Genomic DNA, 19,238 nt, shown 5'->3' on the forward strand with positions numbered 1-19,238 from the left:
TGATCCGATCAGAGGCAGTTTGCCAACCGGCAAAACTCTTCCACGGAGAGTGTCTCTGCACGCCGCTGTGGGTCGATATCGGCTTTCTGCAGCAGCGCTTCACCGCCGAGCGGCTTCAGGCTCTGGCGCAGCATTTTACGGCGTTGGCCGAAAGCGGCTTGCGTTATCTTCTCCAGCTTGTCGACGGCGCAGGGAATGGGCTTTTCCCTGGGCGTCAGGTGCACCACCGAAGAGGTCACCTTCGGCGGCGGCGTGAAGGCCTGTGGAGATATGTCGAAGGCCATGTGTGCCTCAGTGCGCCAGCCGCAGAGAACGCCAAGCCGGCCATAATGATTGTCATCTGCCTGCGCGACGATCCGCTGGCCCACTTCTTTCTGGAACATCAAGGTCAGCGACTGCCAGAAGGGCGGCCAGTGCGCCGGCAGAAGCCAGTTGACCAGCAGCTGAGTACCGACATTGTAGGGCAGGTTGGCGATGATCTTGACCGGGCCTTCGGGCGCAAGGGCCGCAAAATCCGTCTTCAGCGCATCGCCCTCGATCACGTCGAGCCGGCCAGGATAGTGATCGGCAATTTCCGCCAGTGCCGGCAGGCAGCGTGAATCGCGCTCGACAGCGATGACCTTGGCGGCGCCGAGCGCCAGAATGGCGCGCGTCAGCCCGCCAGGCCCCGGCCCAACTTCGAATACGGTGACGCCTTCAAGCGAGCCGGCGGTGCGCGCGACCTTCTGGGTCAGGTTCAGATCGAGAAGGAAATTCTGGCCAAGCGCCTTGCGCGCGTCGAGGCCATGACGCTGGATCACATCGCGAAGAGGCGGCAAGCCGTCAAGTGCAGCCATCAGCGAACGTTTCCAGTCTTGCCGCTGATCTCGCTGGCGAGCTTCAGAGCAGCCACCAGGCTATCCTCTTTGGCAATACCCTTGCCGGCGATGCCGAAGGCCGTGCCGTGGTCCGGCGAGGTGCGGACGAACGGCAGTCCGAGCGTGACATTGACGGAATCGTCGAAGCCGAGCGCCTTGGCCGGGATCAGGGCCTGATCGTGATACATGCAGATGGCGACATCGTAGCGGCGGCGGGCCTCGTCATGGAACATCGTATCGGCGGGAAGGGGGCCGAAGGCATCGATCCCCTCGCTGCGAAGCGCATCGATCGCCGGACGGATGATGTCGTCATCCTCCTTGCCGAGGGCCCCATTTTCGCCGGCATGCGGGTTGAGGCCGGCAACCGCCAGCCGCGGGTTGGATATGCCGAAGCGCGTTCTCAGGTCGTGATCGGTGATCCTGCAGGTCTCGATGATGAGATCGGACGTCAATGCCTGCGGCACGTCCTTCAGCGGAATATGAATTGTGACCGGAATAGCACGGAGTTTCGGACCGGCGAGAAGCATGACGGGCATCACCGTCTTGCCGGTTGCGCGCGTTGCGAGATCCGCCAGAAATTCCGTGTGGCCCGGAAAGCCGAAGCCGGCGTCGTAGAGCACAGACTTGGCGATCGGGTTCGTGACAACAGCGGAAGTCTTGCCGCTCATGCTGAGGGAGACGGCCATTTCAATAGCAGTGATCGTTCCCTTGGCCGTGCCGACGTGCGGCTGACCGGCGACAACGTCCATTCCGGCTTCGATCGACAGGATTGGCAGGGCATCATGGAAGACATCGCAGGCGGAAGCCGGGTCGGCCTCTTGCAAAGGCACGTTGAGACCTAGCTGCGAGGCTCGCGCCGCGAGAACGCCCACATCACCGAGGAACAGGAAGGGCGGCAAGCCAAGCTCGCCGCGGCGGAGCCAGGCGGCGAGCGTAATATCGGAGCCTATGCCTGCCGGATCCCCTTGCGTCAGCGCCAGGGGGATGGAAGAGCGCGAGGGCATCGGCAGCGATCAGCGATCGACAATCTGCGCCTTGGAGCGCAGTTCGTCCATGTACTTCTTGTCGTTGGGGTTGACGCCCTGGGCGTTGTTCTTGCCGATATCCTCGGCACGGAAGACGGCCGCTGCTGCGACGTCATCATTCACCTGACGCTGCGAGCAGATCGCGATATATTCGACGCCGCGGTCCGTCACGACAGAGCTTGTCGTATTGCCTGAGGCCTTTTCGAGCAACGGCTTCCAGATTTCCGGAACTTCCGGTGCCAGAATGCGGCCGAGGTCCTGAACGGAAACATCGCGCATGGTCGCGGCAAACACCTTCGCCTGATCGCAACCTGGGAACTTGGAGCGCGACGCCTCGGCTTCGGCCTTGCGCGAATTCAGGATCGCGTTCCGCTTCGCCGTCGGGACGACGAAAATGATCTGCTTCAGGAAGTATTCCGTCGTGACCGGCTTCGACTTGTTTTCCGTCATGCGGGTCACGAGGTCGTCGTTCGATATGCGGCTGCTCGAACCGAAGCGGGCATTCACCACGCGCGGCCAGCTCATGGAAATGGCAATGTAGGATTTGAAGTGGTCGACGCCCACGCCCATCTTGTCGAGGATCTGGCCAAGCTGTTGTGGCGACATCTTGTTGCTGGCGGCAAAACGACCAAAGGCAGCGTCGACCTCCGTCGTAGACACCGACATGCGCAGACGCGCTATTTCCGCACGCTTCAGCGTCTCATCGATGAGCTGCTCTTTCGCCGTTTTGGCAAGATCGCCCTTCTGACGCTGCAACTTGAGGAAGTTGACGCGTTTGGCAATGTCGCCTGATGTAATGACCTGGTTGTTGACAACGACCTTTACCTCACTTGCCGCGAAAGCAACGTCGCTGCTCGGCATGGCGAAGCTTGCCATAACCAGGGCCGCGGCTCCGAACAGCAGAGCACGCATCGGTGTCTTTCCAGAAAACATCAATTACCCCTTCCCAAAGGTCTGTCTTGTCGGCATGCGCCATATCGGCACGCCATTGGCGCAATAAGGCAATTTTGCGCCACATGTCTACATCAAGCGCGATCAATTGCAAAATCCTTGCGGCGAAACAATGACGCGAGGAATGATGATCCGTTTCAAAACGAAAGAGCCGGCTTTGAAGCCGGCTCTTTGCAATTTTTCTACATATCAGAACGTTGCGTCTTGGACGCTACCGAGATTGACGTCACCGAGCGTACGGAAGGTCAGTCGGGCGCCGACGGACCAATCGCTTGCCGACTGATTGGTCGAGTCCTTCTTGTTCAGGAACGAAACGCTGAAGATCGTGCATTCGTCCTCGTAAGACAGGCCGATGCCCTGACGGGTAACTTCGCTATTGTTGATATCGTAGCTTACCGTCCCGAAGACCGACCAATATTCCTTGAACTTAATCTGCGCCCGCGTCTGGATTTCATCCTGATCGCTCGTGAAGCCATATTGCGGCTGAGCAGTAATGTGGGTGTAGATCAAATTCGTCTGGAATATATCGTTCGCGTAACCGACCGATGTGTCGCCGCGGCGGAACGCGAAGTCCTTCTCGTCGAAGCGATAGGATGTCGACAGCGAGATACCCTGCGGCGTCGTCAGGCCGAACATCGTGACATAGTCGGAACGGGTTGTTTCAAGTCCCGAATCCGCGCCGACGCCCGCCAGATCGGAGGTTGCGAAGGAGTTGCGGCCGGCAAGCTGGTAAGACTGGCCGAAGATGTGCTGCAACTTGTAGCCGTTGTCGAAGCTGCCCGTGTAGCGCCAACCGACGTTGGCGCGCGTGCCGCCTTCAATTCGGTCGAAGCCGGAGAACTTGTCGCGATCGAACAGATTTGTCGCATCGAAGACGAAGCTCTGTGCATCCTCATTCGGCAGCTGGCCGGCAAGTTGCTCATCAGGGCGCACATAAATCTGTGCGATCGGCTCGAACACATGCGTGCTGTTGCTCGTCGTGATGAGGAACGGGTACTTGGCTTCGAGACCGGCCGTCACCATGCCACGCGTCGCGTAGTCGCTGTTGTCGTAATTGCCGGAGTAAGTACCGGCTGCCGGCGCGTCCATATCGAGGCCGTAGACGTCACCGCGGGCTGCGGCCAACGGCGTCAGCACCAGACCTCCGTCGGTGGTGAAGGTGCGCTGCCACTGCAGTTCGGTGCTCAGGCGCGTATAGCTTCCGGAAAGACCGAGATAGCGGTCGTTCAGGCTGGAGTCGCCAAGGTTGTTGACGTTGTCGAGCACCGAGGTCTTGTCACGCGATAGATTCGTTAGATTCACCGTCGCCGACAACTCGCCGCCATAGACCGACTTCGGATCGACGTAGTGGTAGTCGATGCTCGGGTAAACGACGGCTTGCTGCTTTTCCGCAGTGCTGTTGTTGTCGGCATCCTGGATGTCGTAATAGAAAGCGCGCATGTCGAAATAATTGCGCTTTCCGAGACCGGTCAGGTAGATGTCGTTGGTATGGGTGCTCTGGCTGAGACCATCGAGCCCATATGTGCGCGAGAAATTGTTGTCGCTCTGCGCCATGACATCCCAGCCGAAGGTCCAGCGAGGATTGATCTTGAAGTCCGCCTTGGAGCTGATCATGCCGCGCGTCTTGTGCTCGGCATCGCTGGTCCCCGCGGTAAATGTGCTGGGATCCATCTGACTGATGCCGGCGACATGCAGGACATGCGTGCCGTTTTCAAAGCGCTGACGGAACTCGCCCTCGAGCAGCAGGCCTTGGCTGGTGTAGCCGGTGGCACTGACCGTCGCATCCATGCTGGGCGATATGACGTAATAATATGGAACCTTCAGGCCAACACCGAGGTGCTGCGAGATGCTCATCGACGGAAACAGGAAGCCGGATTTGCGCTTCACCGTATTGTCGGGAACTTCGATCCACGGGACATAGGCGATCGGCAGGCCGAACAGCTCGAAACGGGCATGCTCGAGACGCACGGTATGCGTCACGCCGTTCTGGACAACGCGCCGTGCCTTCACCTGCCATAGCGGCGCCCGACCCTGCTCGGAGCAGGCCTTACAAGCCGTATAGACGCCCTTTGTCAGAATCAACTGAGTGCCGCCGACACGCTCGCCCTTTTCGGCGACCATGCGGGTGTTGTCGGGCATTTCGATGCGTAGGGAGTTAACGAAGCCGTCCGAGAAGCTGTCGGTGACGTCCATTTTGTCACCGTACATGCGATTGCCGTCCGGGCTGATCAGCTCGACATTGCCGATGGCCGTCATCCGTCCGGATTTCTGATTATATTCAACCCTCTGGGCGACCATTCTATAGCCGCCATAGTTGATCTGAACGGCACCGCTGGCGGTGACGACCTGTGTGTCCTTGTTATAGACCAATTCATTGGACGAGAGGACGAGCTTAGAGCCCTCCGGCACCTTGACCTGGATGGGAGAGGCCACGGCGCCAGTACCGCCATTGTTGTTGTTGGCCTGGGCATAAACTGCGACAGGACTCATGATATACGCGCTTGCGGCCGTACCCGTAACCAGGGCACCCACAAACTTCCTGATACTCTTGCGGTTGGCTGCCGCCACTTAGCCGTCCTCCTGATGAAGCAGGATCGTTGCTCCGAATGCTAATGCGACGATCACGGGTATCCATGTCGCCACGAAGGGAGGAACCACTCCGCTGCTCCCGAATGCCTTTACAAGCACGGTGACAACATAAAGCACGAAGCCTGAGAGGATTCCACCCAGAATCACGGAGCGCGATTGGTTGAATCTACTGAATTTTAACGAGACTGTTGCTGCGATCAATGTCATTGCCACCAGAAGGAATGGTTGCGACAGCAGCGAGTGAAATTGTGTTTGGAGTGCGTTGGTCGATATGCCGAAGGAGCGTGCGACCTTTATTCGATTAGAAAGATCATAAAAAGCAATGGTTTCCGGCTGTGCCAAGCGCTGGGAAACGAAATCCTGTTTCAGATTCGTACGGACTTGTACCGAGTTCCTGCGGTCAGGGATTTCGCCCGGCCGCCGCTCGACGACATTGTTAAGAAGCCAGTAACCATCTTCCAACTTTGCCGACTGCGCATCCTGCCGGAGAACGATATTTCCCTGTGAATCGAAGTGGATAAAGACGACGGTCATCAACGTCGTCCCGTTGTTCAGGACGGCCTTGGCGCCAATGATCACGTCGTCTTTCCCGTCCGACTGACGCAGCCACGGCACCGAAAGTGTATTGCGATAGGACGGGTCGCCGCGCAGGTCGGCCTCCATCGTCTCCGCCTGTCGCTGGCCCCATGCCGCCACCGGATTGAGGGCGAACATGGTCAGCAGGCCGACGCAGAAGGCGCCCAGTATGAACGGCATCATGAATTGCCAGACCGAGATGCCGGCGGCGCGCGCTATCACCAGTTCGCGGCGCCGGTTGAGCGCGATCAGTACCGTCATGCCGACGAAGAGGGCGATGAACGGCACAGTCTGCTGCAGAATGAACGGCAACCTGACCGCCGTCATCACCAAGCCGAGGGAAACGGTGTACCCGGGCAGTCCCGCGAGCCGGCCGGCGGTCTCACTGAAATCGACGAGGTAGACGATGGAGATGACACCCAGGAAAAACCAGAAGGTCGTCACGATGTAGCGGACGAAGAAGTAACGCCCGAGTGTGCCGAAGATCATGCGCCGCTCCCGTTGGAATTGCCGGGTGTTGCGGGCATGCGATCCTGGACCTTCTGTCTCCAGTTGCTGAGCCGGTTGCGGATCGAGACCGGCATCGTCATCTTCCGGTTTCTGAACAGCAGCACGATCGCGATGAGAGCCGAGATGATGTTGATGCCGTAGAGAACGCCAATGAATTTAGGTGTATTCTCGATCTGATTGGCAGCGTAGAAATCCGCCCAGCGCAGCGCAAAAGCTATGGTCAGCGCCGACACCATGGGGTGCAGACGTGCTTCGCGATGCGACCGCGCGTCGCCGGCGATGACCAGCGATATCAGCGCGAATATGGCGGGAAGAGCCCAGTCGTTGAGGCGTCTGTGCAATTCTGCCCGGTAGCCGGCAGGTTTGGCCTTGTAGTCCGCATCGTTCGGATCCGGATTGAGCAGGAAACCGAGGTCACGGTCGCTGGCGCGCACGGTCGCCTGGCCACGGCTCTGCGTCATGTCGGAGAGATCGAAGGAATAGGAATCGAAATTTATGATCGAGACATCGCCATCGGGTGTTTTGCGATGGACCTCGCCGTCCTTCATCAACAGCGACGTGCCGCTCGGATCGACGGCGCCTTCTTTCGCATAATAGATGAGATCGAAGGCAGGATCGCGGGAGTCGACGACGAACAGCCCCTTTAGAATACGTCCCGACATGCGCTGGCTGATCTGTACGTAAAGACCATCCTCGATACGCCGGAAGTTCTTCTCTTCGATGACGGTGGAAAGAAGGTCGGCATAGGCCTCTGCGACCATCTGGCGGGCAGCGACGCGAGCCTTGGGCTCGACCACATTATCAACGAAGAAGGAGAAAAGACTGATCGCAATGGCAAGAATCATGATCGGGCGGATGATGATGCTTCGTTTCGCACCGGCCGCTTCCATGACCGTAAGCTCCGAATCGCTGTTCATCGCCGTCAGCGTCTGCGTGATGCCGATGACCAATGCGAAGGGCAGAACGATCGGAAGGATCGTGGGCAGGATAAGGGTCGCAAGCTTTGCGAATGACCCGATCGACTGGCCGCTGTCGGTCACGAGGTTGATGCGCTGCAGCACCTGGGTCGTCCAGATAATAGCGAGCACCGGCAGCAACGCCACCAGGAACATCATACCGACACGCCGTACGATATAGGTTTCGAATAACTTCATGCCGGCCCTTAAACGCAACGCCCGTCGAGCGAGCCGACAGAGATTCATCCTCCTCTACGCTGTTTGCGTTTTTTTGGCGACAACCAACTCGCAAAAAAATCGTTAATTTTCCGAGATTCTTCTGTTGTGTGTCGTTTGGGATAATGCCAGCAGCGCGGCGAATATGACAAGCGAGGAAAGCCAGCCGAGGACGGCATCGGACAGGTAATGGCCGCCGAAAGCCACTCTGAGCGCCGGAATGAGGATGGAGACGGCGGCGATCGGCAGGGCGACCGCCGTACGACGCGGTTGCGGGATGATGAAGATCAGGCAGAACAGCCAACCCGCGGCGGCGGCTTCGCCCGAGATGAACGAACAGTTGCTGACACATTTGCCGGCGAAGGATCCCGCATGCACGAAATCGAGCGTGCCGCCGAACAGATCGGTTTGCCTGGGGCGGGGACGACCCGAGAAGGCTTTCAGCCAGAGATTGACGATCAGGACCGGACCAAGCAGCAACGAGCCGAGCGCGATCTTGAGGTTGCGGGCTCTGAGCTTGTTGAAGGTTGCGCCGTGTTGCTGCCAGCACTGGAACAGCATCCAACAGAGGATGATGGCCGTGATATAGGGGAGCTGGAAAAACATCTCCCGCAGCAGGCGCATATGCTGATCGTCATTATAAGGGAAAATGCCGCAGATCTGATCGGGCCTGGCAAGGGCGAGGCACTGCTTGGGCAGGAAGAACATGTTCGCGACGGCGAGGTCGATCTGCGGAAACAGCGAGAACAGACCCAGCAGCAGCCACCAGAGGCAGAAGAGCGCGATGAAGGTGTCACCCGCGGTGCGCGGGCGCAGGTTTTCAGGAATGCGGTCTTCGCGGTTGAGGCTGTTGAAGTCTATGATCAAGGTGGCTTTCCGGCAAAGAATGGCGCCGCCCGATGGCGGCGAAAACACCAATGCGCTTAGCCTAGCTGCGCTAAATGACAGGGATTTGAAGCCGCGAAGTTCGTTTCTTCGGGGGAACGCTTTGCCAAAGGCTTGTATTGCCTAGGCAAACCTTGAATGATGACCACCGAAATTATTCTTGTAATACGCATGGTAATCGGAGCCGAAATGTCTGTGAAATTCGAGATTTCCTTCGCCAAGTCGGTCCGCCTTAGTGGTGGTCTGGCCATTCTCCTGAAAGACACCGACAGTGAGCTGCCGGCGGGTGCCGAGAGCGCCGATCCGGCTCATGTTTTCGCCAAGGCCGCGCCCATTTCCGGCTTCAAGGCCAAGGCATTGAACAGCCTTGATATTATCGCTCCCGAAGCCGCGCCGGTCGACAGGATCATCGTCATCGGCACTGGCAAGGCGACGAACCTGAGCGTGCATGACTGGTTGAAGCTCGGCGGCAGTGCCGCGGCAAAAATCCGCAATGTGGAGAAGGTGGCCATCTTCCTCGATGCCCCGGCCATCAAGGTCGGAGCCAGGGAGGCCGCGGATTTCGCGTTGGGCATGTTACTGCGCGCCTATAGCTTCGATACCTACAAGACGAAGAAGGGTGATGACGACGAGAAGGCTGGCGCCCGCAAGCCCGTCAAGGTCACGATCGTCACCCAGGAGGCCGCTGCCGCCAAAAAGCTTTTCGCGGCTTCCGAGGCAATTGCCGGCGGCGTGATTCTTGCGCGTGATCTCGTCAACGAGCCGCCGAATGTCCTCGGTCCCGTCGAGTTTGCGGCCAAGGCGAAGGAGCTGGAAAAGCTCGGCGTCGAGGTCGAGATTCTGACCGAGCGTGAGATGCGCCGGTTCGGCATGGGCGCGCTGCTCGGCGTCGCGCAGGGCTCCGTCCGGCCGCCGCGCCTGGTGATCATGCACTGGAAGGGCGGCAAGTCGAAGGACAAGCCCGTCGCCTTCATCGGCAAGGGTGTCGTCTTCGACACCGGCGGCATTTCCATCAAGCCGGCCGCCGGCATGGAGGACATGAAGGGTGACATGGGCGGGGCCGCAGCCGTTACCGGCCTGATGCACACGCTCGCCGCCCGTGGCGCCAAGGTCAACGCGATCGGCGTCATCGGCCTCGTCGAGAACATGCCTGACGGCAACGCCCAGCGGCCGGGCGACATCGTCACCTCCATGTCCGGCCAGACGATCGAAATCATCAACACCGACGCCGAAGGCCGGCTCGTTCTCTGCGATGCGCTCTGGTACACCAACGATCGCTTCAAGCCGCAGTTCATGATCAACTTGGCGACCCTGACCGGCGCGATCCTGGTCGCCCTCGGCAATCTGCAAGCCGGCCTGTTCAGCAACGACGACAAGCTGGCGAACGAGCTGACAGCTGCGGGTCTCGTCACCGATGAACGCCTGTGGCGCATGCCGCTCGGCAAGGACTACGACAAGATGATCGACAGCAAGTTCGCCGATATGAAAAACACCGGCGGCCGCCATGCCGGCTCGATCACTGCCGCGCAGTTCCTCAAGCGCTTCGTCGGGGAAACACCATGGGCGCATCTCGATATTGCCGGTACGGCGATGGGCTCGGTTCAGGATGAGATCAATCAATCCTGGGGCTCCGGTTTCGGCGTGCGCCTGCTCGACGAGCTGGTCCGCGCAAACTACGAATCGTGACCAGCCTGGCCTTGTGAGATAGAAGGAGCGACATGACCGACGTTCTCTTCTATCACCTGACGGAATCGAAGCTCGAAGACGCCCTGCCGCCGCTGATCGACAAAAGCGTCGAGCGTGGCTGGCAGGTTGCTGTCCAGATGCGCGAGCCGGCGCGGCGCGATCTCCTCGATGCCCATCTCTGGACCTACCGCGAGGACAGTTTCCTGCCGCACGGCACGGATGAGGGCGAGATGGCGGACCGGCAGCCGGTGCTGCTGACGGTCTCGCCCGACAACATCAACAACGCCAGCGTACGTTTCTTCATCGATGGCGCCGAAGCCATTGATGTCGGGTACTACCAGCGCGTCGTGTTGATGTTCGATGGCTATGATCAGGAGCAGCTGGAAAGCGCGCGCGCCCAATGGAAGCGCCTGAAAGGCGAGGGGCATAGCCTCACCTATTGGCAGCAGACCCAGGACGGCCGCTGGGAGAAAAAGGCGTGACGCTCTAGAGCAATTCCAGCAAAAGTGCGAAGCGGTTTTGCGTCCGGAATTGCGTGAAAACAAAGAGACAGAGCATTTCCGTGACTCCGTTTAAAACGGAAATGCTTTAGCCGCTCCCGTTTCGGGGACGCGGCAACCAGGCTCATTCAGCTTCCGCTACGATCTTGCTGATGAAATCCGCCTTCGCTGCGGTATAGGCCGCGCGGTTGTCGGCATATTTTGCCGCAAGCTCCACCTTCAGCGCTTCGTAGGCATGGGCAATATCCGGGCGACTGCGCAAGCGGTCGCGGAAGACGATGAAATGACGCCAATTCGAGCCGCCATGTTCGACGACATGGACCAGATGCGTGCGGGTATCGCCTGCGATATCGCGGCCGAAAATGTGGTCGTTGGGGACAATATTGCTGCCGGCATAGTCATAGCCGATGGATGCCATCGGCTCGATACAGGCAAGACCGTCCTCGAAGCGCCGAACGCCGACGGCAATGTCGATGATCGGTTTGGCCTTTATCTCCGGAATGGCGGTACTGCCAAAATGCTGGATCTCGATGACGAGGTCGCCGAGCGCGCCGCGAATGGCGGCTTCCTCCAGCAAATAGGCCTCGTGCCATTTCTGGTTCGGCTCGGCAAGTTTGACAGTCTTGTTGCGGACGCCAAGGCCGAAGGATTGTTCATGTTCCGATGCCATCGGCAACTCCCCGATGATGACAATGCGCTAAGCTAGCATGTTGCGCAGCCTATCTCACATCGGGGAATGCGATCAATCGTGAAACGGTTCCACAAACTTGCGCTTGCCGAGCATGAAGGCGTCGGCAACGTGACGCAGCGGCGAAACGTCGACATCGGAGACGCCGGCTTTGACGATCTCGGCAAAGCGGCGATAGAGCGAGGGATATTCGGCTTCAAGCGCCGAGAAGGTCAGCTCGCCGTTCACGGAAAGCTTGGCGCCGCCTTCTGAAAGAACCATTTGGCCCGCATCCGTCTCAGCGACGATATCCCAGCTCTGCTTGCCGGTCTGGCGCCAATCGAATTCGGCATGAACCGGAAGACCCTGGCCGCTCTTGAAGTGCAGATCGGCCGCGATCGGCGAATCGCGATTCTCCGGGAATTCCAAGGTCGCGCCTGTCAGGAAGAGCGCCGGAAAAATATGAGTGACGATCGACAGCGCGTTGATGCCGGGATCGAAGACGCCGAGCCCGCCGGCCTGCCAGATCCATTCCTGGTTCGGATGCCAGTGACGGACGTCTTCCTTCCAGATCACATGGACGCTGCGAATGTTGGTGCCGGCGAGGAAGGTCTTGGCGGCTTCGACGGCAGGCGCGTAACGCGAATGCCAGCTTGCAAAGAGCGAAACGCCCTTCGCCTTTGCGAGATTCTCGAGATCGGCAACTTCGCTCAGCGTCGCGCCCGGCGGCTTTTCCAGGAAGACATGCTTGCCGGCCGAAAGCGCCTTGTAGGCAGCCTCGTAGCGATATTGCGGCGGCATGCAGAGTGAGACAGCGCCGATTGCTGGCACGGCGTCGAGCATGGCCTCGATGGTCGTGAAGGCCGGAATGCCCTCGACGGTGCCATGACGGCTTGCCGTGGCGACCAGCTTGAAATCCGGATTGTTCGCGATGGATGGAAGGTGCTGGTCGCGGACAATCTTGCCGACGCCGACAATAGCGAGGTTGATGGGGGACATGGGTGTCTCTCGATTAGTATGATTATTGATGCGATCTTTATCAGAATGCCGCATGTGGGCAAGGGCGGCAAATTGTAAATGCGTGCGCTCGGCTTCACACGCGGGCCTTCACGCGCGGGCATTGTACCGGAGCCATCATCACACTTGGAAAACCGGCTCGGGCTCTTGATTCACCGCTTGAAATCGGCACTCTGCCTCTGCGCGGCAAGAGATCCTGGGAAAGACCGCCGCGGGGGGAAATCATGAAAACATTGCTCGGCTTCAGCCGAATCGTGGACTATGCGACTGAGATCATTGGAAAATCGGTCTCATGGCTCATTCTGGTCGCCGTGTTGGTCAGCGCCGGAAATGCCATTGTCCGTAAATTGTTCAACATCTCGTCCAATGCCTGGCTGGAGGCGCAATGGTATCTGTTCGGCGCCGCCTTCATGCTCGCCGCCGCTTATACGCTGCGGCAGAACGAGCACATCCGCATCGATATCGTCTATGGCTCGCTCCCGCGCCGGGCGCAGCACTGGATCGATCTCCTCGGCCACTGCCTGTTCCTCATGCCGTTCGTATTGCTGATGGTCTATGACCTCGTGCCCTACGTGCGCATGTCCGTCATGTCCGGGGAGGTTTCCTCCAGCGCCGGCGGCCTGATCATTTGGCCAGGCAAGGCGCTGTTGCTGGCCGGCTTCTTCCTGTTGGCGCTGCAGGGCATCTCCGAGATTATCAAGAAGATTGCCGTCATGCGCGGCGATATGGAGGATCCGAGCCCCTATGTGCCGACGCATGCACCCCTTGAGGTCGAAACGCCGACAGGGGAGGCGCGCTGATGATGGAATTCATTGCCGTGAACATGGCGCCGATCATGTTCGCCTCGCTGATCATCTTCCTGCTGATCGGTTATCCCGTCGCCTTCGCTCTCGCCGCCAACGGTCTCCTGTTCTTCTGGATCGGCGTCGAGCTCGCCCCCTATTCGGGCGGTTCCATCAATCTGTCCTGGCCGCTCCTCAATGCGCTGCCGGATAGGTTCTGGGGCGTGATGTCCAACGATACGCTGCTGGCGATCCCGTTCTTCACCTTCATGGGCATCGTGCTGGAGCGCTCCGGCATGGCCGAAGACCTGCTCGACACGGTCGGCCAGCTATTCGGCCCGATCCGCGGTGGGCTTGCCTATGCGGTAATTTTCGTGGGCGCACTGCTTGCCGCCACCACCGGCGTCGTTGCGGCTTCGGTCATCGCGATGGGCCTGATATCGCTGCCGATCATGCTGCGTTACGGCTATGATCGGCGGGTGGCCTCCGGCGTCATCGCCGCCTCCGGTACGCTGGCGCAGATCATTCCGCCGTCGCTGGTCTTGATCGTGCTTGCCGACCAGCTCGGCCGCTCGGTCGGCGATATGTATGCCGGGGCGCTGATCCCGGGCCTGGTATTGACCGGCCTCTACATGCTCTATGTGCTGATCATGTCGATCGTCCGGCCGGATTCGATGCCGGCGCTGCCGAAAGAGGCCCGCTCGCTCGGTTCGGGCGTGACCTCGCTTTTCGTCGCGTTGCTGGTCTGCGCCGGCGTCGCCTATGCCGCCCATGTCTATCTGACACCGATCTACGGGGAAAACGCCGATATTCTCGGCGCAACCGTCGGCGTCGCCTTCATCTATGCCATTGCCGTCATCGACAAGACGATGAAGTTCAATCTGATGTCGCGGCTGGCGCAGCAGGTGATCATCGTACTGATCCCGCCATTGGCGCTGATCTTCCTCGTGCTCGGCACCATCTTCCTCGGCATCGCGACGCCGACCGAGGGCGGTGCGATGGGGGCAGTGGGCGCGTTGATCATGGCGGCGGCCAAAGGCCGGCTGTCCATGGATGTCGTCCGCTCGGCGCTGGCGTCGACCACGCGTCTTTCTTCCTTCGTGCTGTTCATCCTGATCGGCTCGCGCGTGTTCTCGCTGACCTTTTACGGGGTCAACGGCCATGTCTGGGTCGAGCATTTGCTGGTGTCGCTGCCGGGCGGCGAAGTCGGCTTCCTGATTGCCGTCAACCTCCTGGTCTTCGTACTGGCCTTCTTCCTTGATTTCTTCGAGCTGGCCTTCATCATCGTGCCGCTGCTGGCGCCCGCCGCCGACAAGCTGGGCATCGACCTCATCTGGTTCGGCGTTCTCCTTGGCGTCAACATGCAGACGAGCTTCATGCATCCACCCTTCGGCTTCGCGCTGTTCTACCTGCGCTCGGTCGCGGCAAAGGTGCCCTATCTCGACAAGGTCACGGGTAAAAATACGGCTCCGGTGACGACCGGTCAGATCTATTGGGGGGCGGTGCCCTTCGTCGGCATCCAGATCCTGATGGTGGCATTGACGATCATGTTCCCGCAGATGGTCATGCACTACAAGGGCGCGGGCACCGGGCTTGATCCCAATACGATCAAGATCGAAGTACCGGGCTTCGGCACACCCGGCCAGGACAATGGCGGCGGCCTCGGCCCGCCGGGCCTGCAGCTTCCGGGCGGCGGGCAGCCAAATCCGCCGGCCAATGATCTCAGCCAGCCGCCATCATTCAATTGAAGGCGGTCGTTATAGGCATGTTGCATTGCCTTCGGTCAGGGCAAAGAAAAACCCCGGAGCGGCGCCCCGGGGTTTCTTGTTTCCAGTTCGCTGATCAAATCTTGCCGGCGCGCTGCAGCGTCATCATGTAGACGTCATAGCTATATTCCGCGACTTGCGCATAGAGATAATGCTGGCCGCGGAAGCCCTTGATCGACTCCCAGATCTTCTTGAACGTTGGGTTCGAGGCTTCCATTTCGGCATAGACCTCGTTCGACTTCTCGAAGCAGGCGTTCATGATTTCGGTGCTGAACGGACGCAGCTTGGCGCCTTCGGCGACGACGCGCTTGATGGCGGCCGGGTTCAGATAATCGTACTTCTGCAGCATGTTGGCGTCGGTCGCCTGGGCGGCGGTGCGCAGCAGCGACTGATAGGCCTTCGGCAGGCCCTCATAAGCCGCTTTGTTGAACATGAAGTGCACGGTCGGGCCGCCTTCCCACCAGCCGGGATAGTAGTAGTAGGGCGCAACCTTGTAGAAGCCGAGCTTCTCGTCGTCATAGGGGCCGACCCATTCGGCCGCGTCGATTGTACCCTTTTCCAGCGCCGGATAGATGTCGCCGCCGGCGATCTGCTGCGGCACGACGCCAAGACGCTCCACCACCTTGCCGGCAAAGCCGCCGATGCGCATCTTCAGGCCCTTGAGGTCGGCGACCGAATTGATCTCCTTGCGGAACCAGCCGCCCATCTGCACGCCGGTATTGCCGCCGGGAAAGCCGATCAGCCCCTGCGTTGCCAGGAATTCGTTGAAGAGGTCGATGCCGCCGCCGTGATATTGCCAGGCATTCATGCCGCGGGCATTGAGGGCGAAGGGAACGGCAGCGCCCAGTGCCCAGACCGGATCCTTGCCCCAATAATAATAGGAGACTGTGTGGCAGGCCTCGACTGTGGCTGCCGAGGTGGCGTCGGCAGCCTGCAGGCCGGGCACGATTTCGCCGGCCGCGAAGACCTGGATGCTGAAATTGCCGTCGGTCGCTTCCGATACATATTTCGACAGCACTTCACCGCCGCCGTAGATCGTATCGAGCGATTTCGGAAACGACGAGGTCAGGCGCCAATTGATTTTTGGATTGCTCTGGGCAATAGCCGGAGCCGCAAGGGCCGCGGCTGCAACCGAGCCGGCGCCGGCCACGCCGGCTTTCCTCAGAAATGAACGACGATCCATCTATTACTCCCCCCGGATTCGAGCGGGCGGGCTGGCCCGCTCTTCGTGATCACGCCGCAACTAATCACGCCGCTCGGCGCCTTTCAAGCGCATCCGAAGATCTTGCAACCACTGACTGATGTTTGCCGCAGGAAACCGCTCTCCGACTTCAGGCCCTCAGCGCGTGAACTTGATGTCGGCCTGGGCGACGAGATTGGTCGCCGGTGCCGGAGCGTGCTTGTACTTGAGCGTCACGACCTTGTAACCCTCCTTCTCGAGGCGGATCAGAAGGGCCGGCAGCATGGTCACGGTACGCTGGTGGATGTCATGCATCAGGATGATGCCGCGCCCGCGCTCGTGTAGCTGCCTCATCGTTCGAGCCGCGACAGAGGCTGGCGTGGAGGTGAAATAGTCCTTGCTGTCGACATCGACGTCCATGACGATCATGTCGCGGGCGGCAACGGCGGCGCGCAGGCGTTTGGAGTCGGCGAGGTAAGGGAAGCGAAAGAACGGTATTTCGGTGCCAATGATCTTGGAGACGGCATTCTTGCCCTTGGCGATCTCGGCCATCGCCATGTCGAAGCTCATCTTGTCGAGGTCGGGATGGCGGAAGGTATGGCTGCCGATGGTGTCGCCGCGGGCAAAGACTTCCCGGGCGGTTGCCGGATGGGCTTGCGCCATTTCGCCGACCATCATGAACGTCGCCTTGACGCCGAATTTGTCGAGCGTGGCGAGAATGCGCTCGGTCTTGCCGGGGGCAGGGCCGTCATCGAAAGTCAGGATGACCTCCTTGTCGGCCAGATTGATGTCCTTGAGCGAAGAGACTTCCAGCGTCCGGCCGGCCAGATTGTGCGGGCCATTTATGCTCGCCAGGTCTCGGGTCTCGAGATCGGCGACGAGCCATTTGTTCGGCTCCATCTCGACCGGGTCGTTGGCTTTCAGCGGCTTGTGGCGCGGCTCTTCGGCCGCATAGCCGGTTTTGAGCGATGCTTCATTGCCCGGTTTGGTGGCACACCCTCCCAGAGCCAGGGACACGGCAAGGCCAGCCAGTAAAACACGGTAGTTCATCGGAATCGCTCAACACTTATGTCAATGAAGGTTGGGCGTACTTTCCGTAATTATGGTTAATGATCGGTTAGGATCGACCCCGAAACGGTTAAGAATTCGCCGGCACTAGCCGGCCATTGCGCTTTCATATTCGGACGAAAGTTCCAGCCATTGCTCTTCGGCCGCCGCGAGCTTTTCGACGGCATCGGCGCGCTGCTTTGCCTTCTCTGCAGCCTTGGTCGGTGCCTTCTCGTAGAGGATGGGATCCGCAAGTTCCGCATCAAGCGCGTGAATCAATTTCTCAAGCTTGCCGGTCAAGGATTCGATTTCGTTGATCTTCTTCCTGAGCGGCGCCAGCGAAGCGCGGCGATCGGCATTGAGCTTGCGCTGATCCGCCTTGGAGACCGAATCGTCGCTGCCGTTCGCCTTGGCCTTGTCATCCCTCGGCTTCGGGCTCGCGACGACGAGGCTGCGGTAATCTTCGAGGTCGCCGTCGAAGGTCGAAACCGTGCCGTCGCGCACCAGCCACAGCTGGTCGACCGTCGCCTCGATCAGATGGCGGTCGTGCGAGATGAGGATGACAGCGCCGGAATAATCGTTCAACGCCTGGATCAGCGCATTGCGGCTGTCGATATCCAGATGGTTGGTCGGCTCGTCGAGGATCAGCAGGTTCGGCGCGTCGAAAGCGGCAAGGCCCATCAGCAGCCGCGCCTTTTCGCCGCCGGAGAGATCCTTGACCTGCGTGTCCATCTTCTCCGTCGCGAGGCCCATCTGCGCGACGCGGGCGCGCACCTTCGCTTCCGGTGCTTCGGGCATGCGGCGGCGCACGTGCTCGACAGCCGTCTGGTTCGGCATGAGATCGTCGAGCTGGTGTTGGGCAAAGAAGCCGATCTTCAGGCTCGGTGCCAGCTTCACATCGCCGCTCTCGGCATCGAGGCGGCCCGAGATGAATTTTGCGAATGTCGATTTGCCGTTGCCGTTCGAGCCGAGCAGGGCGATGCGGTCGTCCGCGTCGATACGCAGGCTCAGGCGCTTCAGGATCGGCTTGCCCGGCTCATAGCCGACGGCGCCGCCGCTGACTGCGATAATGGGCGATGCGGGCTGCTTTTCGGGCTCCGGAAAGCTGAAGCCCATCACATGATCTTCGATAACGGCAGCGACAGTCCCCATCCGCTCCAGTGCCTTGACGCGTGATTGCGCCTGCCGCGCCTTCGTAGCCTTGGCCTTGAAGCGGTCGATGAAGCTTTGCAGATGCTTGCGTGCCGCGTCGTTCTTCGCTTTGGCTTTCGTCTGCAGTTCGTCGGCCTCCGCCTTCTGCCGCTCGAACTGGTCGTAGGAGCCGCGATAGAAGGTGAGTTTCTTCTGGTCGAGATGGACGATCGCATTAACAGCCGTATTCAGGAGGTCTCGGTCGTGCGAGATGATGATGACCGTGTGCGGATAGCGGCGGATGTAATCTTCCAGCCAGAGCGTGCCTTCGAGGTCGAGATAGTTCGTCGGTTCGTCGAGCAGCAAAAGGTCCGGCTCGGAAAACAGCACAGCGGCAAGCGCAACACGCATGCGCCATCCGCCGGAAAACGAGGAGGCCGGGCGCTTTTGCGCCTCGTGATCGAAGCCGAGACCGGCAAGGATGCTGGCGGCGCGCGCTTCGGCCGCATGCGCGCCGATATCGGCAAGCCGCGTCTGGATGTCGGCGATGCGATGCGGATCGGTTGCCGTCTCGGCTTCCGTAAGCAGCGCAGCGCGCTCCTTGTCGGCCGCGAGCACAATATCGATCAGCGGTTCCTCGGTGCCAGGCGCTTCCTGCGCGACCTGGCCGATGCGGGCATTGCGCGGGATCGAAACCGAGCCGCTTTCGGGGGCAAAGTCGCCGGTGATGATCCTAAAAAGGGTGGATTTGCCAGCGCCATTCTTGCCGACAAGGCCGGCCTTCGTGCCCGCTGGAAGCGTCACGTTGGCATGGTCGATGAGAAGGCGGCCGGCAATGCGGGCGGAAAGGTCTGAAATCGAAATCATGGCGCGGTTTTGGCCGAACTCGGCGCCGAA

General features: G+C 59.9%; 16 protein-coding genes. 4 read left to right on the plus strand and 12 right to left on the minus strand.

Features of this window, described 5'->3' with window-relative positions; all coding sequences use genetic code 11:
• Positions 1 to 8: 8 nt before the first annotated feature.
• From rsmA to JTP94_RS30090, 7 genes are all read right to left on the minus strand, one after another.
• Entirely contained in the window at positions 9 to 836 is an 828-nt protein-coding gene (rsmA, locus tag JTP94_RS30060; RefSeq protein WP_204854067.1) for a 16S rRNA (adenine(1518)-N(6)/adenine(1519)-N(6))-dimethyltransferase RsmA, read from the minus strand.
• Positions 836 to 1,861, minus strand: coding sequence for a 4-hydroxythreonine-4-phosphate dehydrogenase PdxA (gene pdxA, locus JTP94_RS30065; RefSeq protein ID WP_204854068.1), 1,026 nt, complete (start codon positions 1,859 to 1,861; stop codon positions 836 to 838). The genes rsmA and pdxA overlap by 1 nt, the downstream gene beginning before the upstream one ends.
• Before the next feature lie 9 nt (positions 1,862 to 1,870).
• Positions 1,871 to 2,815 (minus strand): peptidylprolyl isomerase, encoded by a 945-nt coding sequence (locus JTP94_RS30070; RefSeq protein ID WP_204854069.1) that lies wholly within the window; start codon positions 2,813 to 2,815, stop codon positions 1,871 to 1,873.
• 207 nt (positions 2,816 to 3,022) lie between these two features.
• The gene (locus JTP94_RS30075; protein WP_204854070.1) at positions 3,023 to 5,401 is read right to left on the minus strand and encodes an LPS-assembly protein LptD; all 2,379 of its coding nucleotides are present in this window, start codon (positions 5,399 to 5,401) and stop codon (positions 3,023 to 3,025) included.
• Positions 5,402 to 6,487: an LPS export ABC transporter permease LptG gene (gene lptG, locus JTP94_RS30080; RefSeq protein ID WP_204854071.1), complete on the minus strand. Its 1,086-nt coding sequence runs from the start codon at positions 6,485 to 6,487 to the stop codon at positions 5,402 to 5,404. It lies immediately after the preceding gene.
• Positions 6,484 to 7,662 carry an LPS export ABC transporter permease LptF gene (lptF, locus tag JTP94_RS30085; RefSeq protein WP_204854072.1) on the minus strand — a complete coding sequence of 393 codons (1,179 nt, stop codon included), beginning with the start codon at positions 7,660 to 7,662 and terminating at the stop codon, positions 6,484 to 6,486. The genes lptG and lptF overlap by 4 nt, the downstream gene beginning before the upstream one ends.
• Before the next feature lie 102 nt (positions 7,663 to 7,764).
• Positions 7,765 to 8,547 (minus strand): phosphatase PAP2 family protein, encoded by a 783-nt coding sequence (locus tag JTP94_RS30090; protein WP_204854073.1) that lies wholly within the window; start codon positions 8,545 to 8,547, stop codon positions 7,765 to 7,767.
• 207 nt (positions 8,548 to 8,754) lie between these two features.
• Between JTP94_RS30090 and JTP94_RS30095 the strand changes: the two genes are divergently transcribed.
• Complete coding sequence (locus JTP94_RS30095) at positions 8,755 to 10,251, plus strand: leucyl aminopeptidase (RefSeq protein WP_204854074.1); 1,497 nt, start codon at positions 8,755 to 8,757, stop codon at positions 10,249 to 10,251.
• 32 nt (positions 10,252 to 10,283) lie between these two features.
• Positions 10,284 to 10,733 carry a DNA polymerase III subunit chi gene (locus JTP94_RS30100; RefSeq protein ID WP_204854075.1) on the plus strand — a complete coding sequence of 150 codons (450 nt, stop codon included), beginning with the start codon at positions 10,284 to 10,286 and terminating at the stop codon, positions 10,731 to 10,733.
• Positions 10,734 to 10,875: 142 nt separating this feature from the next.
• Here the strand turns inward: JTP94_RS30100 and JTP94_RS30105 are convergent, their stop codons facing one another.
• Positions 10,876 to 11,421, minus strand: coding sequence for a GrpB family protein (locus tag JTP94_RS30105; RefSeq protein WP_204854076.1), 546 nt, complete (start codon positions 11,419 to 11,421; stop codon positions 10,876 to 10,878).
• 72 nt (positions 11,422 to 11,493) lie between these two features.
• Entirely contained in the window at positions 11,494 to 12,417 is a 924-nt protein-coding gene (locus JTP94_RS30110; RefSeq protein WP_204854077.1) for a Gfo/Idh/MocA family protein, read from the minus strand.
• A 242-nt stretch (positions 12,418 to 12,659) separates the two neighbouring features.
• On the opposite strand from JTP94_RS30110, the gene JTP94_RS30115 reads away from it, so the two are divergent.
• Positions 12,660 to 13,235, plus strand: coding sequence for a TRAP transporter small permease subunit (locus tag JTP94_RS30115; RefSeq protein WP_204854078.1), 576 nt, complete (start codon positions 12,660 to 12,662; stop codon positions 13,233 to 13,235).
• Entirely contained in the window at positions 13,235 to 14,965 is a 1,731-nt protein-coding gene (locus tag JTP94_RS30120; protein ID WP_204854079.1) for a TRAP transporter large permease subunit, read from the plus strand. Before JTP94_RS30115 ends, JTP94_RS30120 begins: the two co-directional genes overlap by 1 nt.
• Positions 14,966 to 15,059: 94 nt before the next feature.
• Here JTP94_RS30120 and JTP94_RS30125 read toward each other — a convergent pair whose 3' ends face one another.
• From JTP94_RS30125 to JTP94_RS30135, 3 genes are all read right to left on the minus strand, one after another.
• Positions 15,060 to 16,166, minus strand: a complete 1,107-nt coding sequence (locus JTP94_RS30125; RefSeq protein ID WP_204854080.1) for a TRAP transporter substrate-binding protein — start codon at positions 16,164 to 16,166, stop codon at positions 15,060 to 15,062.
• A 156-nt stretch (positions 16,167 to 16,322) separates the two neighbouring features.
• Positions 16,323 to 17,213 carry a polysaccharide deacetylase family protein gene (locus JTP94_RS30130; protein ID WP_204854081.1) on the minus strand — a complete coding sequence of 297 codons (891 nt, stop codon included), beginning with the start codon at positions 17,211 to 17,213 and terminating at the stop codon, positions 16,323 to 16,325.
• 105 nt (positions 17,214 to 17,318) lie between these two features.
• Positions 17,319 to 19,208, minus strand: a complete 1,890-nt coding sequence (locus JTP94_RS30135) for an ABC-F family ATP-binding cassette domain-containing protein (protein WP_204854082.1) — start codon at positions 19,206 to 19,208, stop codon at positions 17,319 to 17,321.
• Between the last annotated feature and the right edge of the window lie 30 nt (positions 19,209 to 19,238).

Origin of the sequence: Martinezella lusitana, assembly GCF_016901135.1 — a bacterium.
Classification (GTDB): Bacteria; Pseudomonadota; Alphaproteobacteria; order Rhizobiales; family Rhizobiaceae; genus Rhizobium; species Rhizobium lusitanum_D.

Coding starts and splice junctions, on each gene's coding strand:
- rsmA (WP_204854067.1), bottom strand. CDS start 836: ATGGCTGCACTTGACGGCTTGCCGCCTCTTCGCGATGTGATCCAGCGT.
- pdxA (WP_204854068.1), bottom strand. CDS start 1,861: ATGCCCTCGCGCTCTTCCATCCCCCTGGCGCTGACGCAAGGGGATCCG.
- JTP94_RS30070 (WP_204854069.1), bottom strand. CDS start 2,815: ATGTTTTCTGGAAAGACACCGATGCGTGCTCTGCTGTTCGGAGCCGCG.
- lptG (WP_204854071.1), bottom strand. CDS start 6,487: ATGATCTTCGGCACACTCGGGCGTTACTTCTTCGTCCGCTACATCGTG.
- lptF (WP_204854072.1), bottom strand. CDS start 7,662: ATGAAGTTATTCGAAACCTATATCGTACGGCGTGTCGGTATGATGTTC.
- JTP94_RS30095 (WP_204854074.1), top strand. CDS start 8,755: ATGTCTGTGAAATTCGAGATTTCCTTCGCCAAGTCGGTCCGCCTTAGT.
- JTP94_RS30100 (WP_204854075.1), top strand. CDS start 10,284: ATGACCGACGTTCTCTTCTATCACCTGACGGAATCGAAGCTCGAAGAC.
- JTP94_RS30105 (WP_204854076.1), bottom strand. CDS start 11,421: ATGGCATCGGAACATGAACAATCCTTCGGCCTTGGCGTCCGCAACAAG.
- JTP94_RS30110 (WP_204854077.1), bottom strand. CDS start 12,417: ATGTCCCCCATCAACCTCGCTATTGTCGGCGTCGGCAAGATTGTCCGC.
- JTP94_RS30115 (WP_204854078.1), top strand. CDS start 12,660: ATGAAAACATTGCTCGGCTTCAGCCGAATCGTGGACTATGCGACTGAG.
- JTP94_RS30120 (WP_204854079.1), top strand. CDS start 13,235: ATGATGGAATTCATTGCCGTGAACATGGCGCCGATCATGTTCGCCTCG.
- JTP94_RS30125 (WP_204854080.1), bottom strand. CDS start 16,166: ATGGATCGTCGTTCATTTCTGAGGAAAGCCGGCGTGGCCGGCGCCGGC.
- JTP94_RS30130 (WP_204854081.1), bottom strand. CDS start 17,213: ATGAACTACCGTGTTTTACTGGCTGGCCTTGCCGTGTCCCTGGCTCTG.
- JTP94_RS30135 (WP_204854082.1), bottom strand. CDS start 19,208: ATGATTTCGATTTCAGACCTTTCCGCCCGCATTGCCGGCCGCCTTCTC.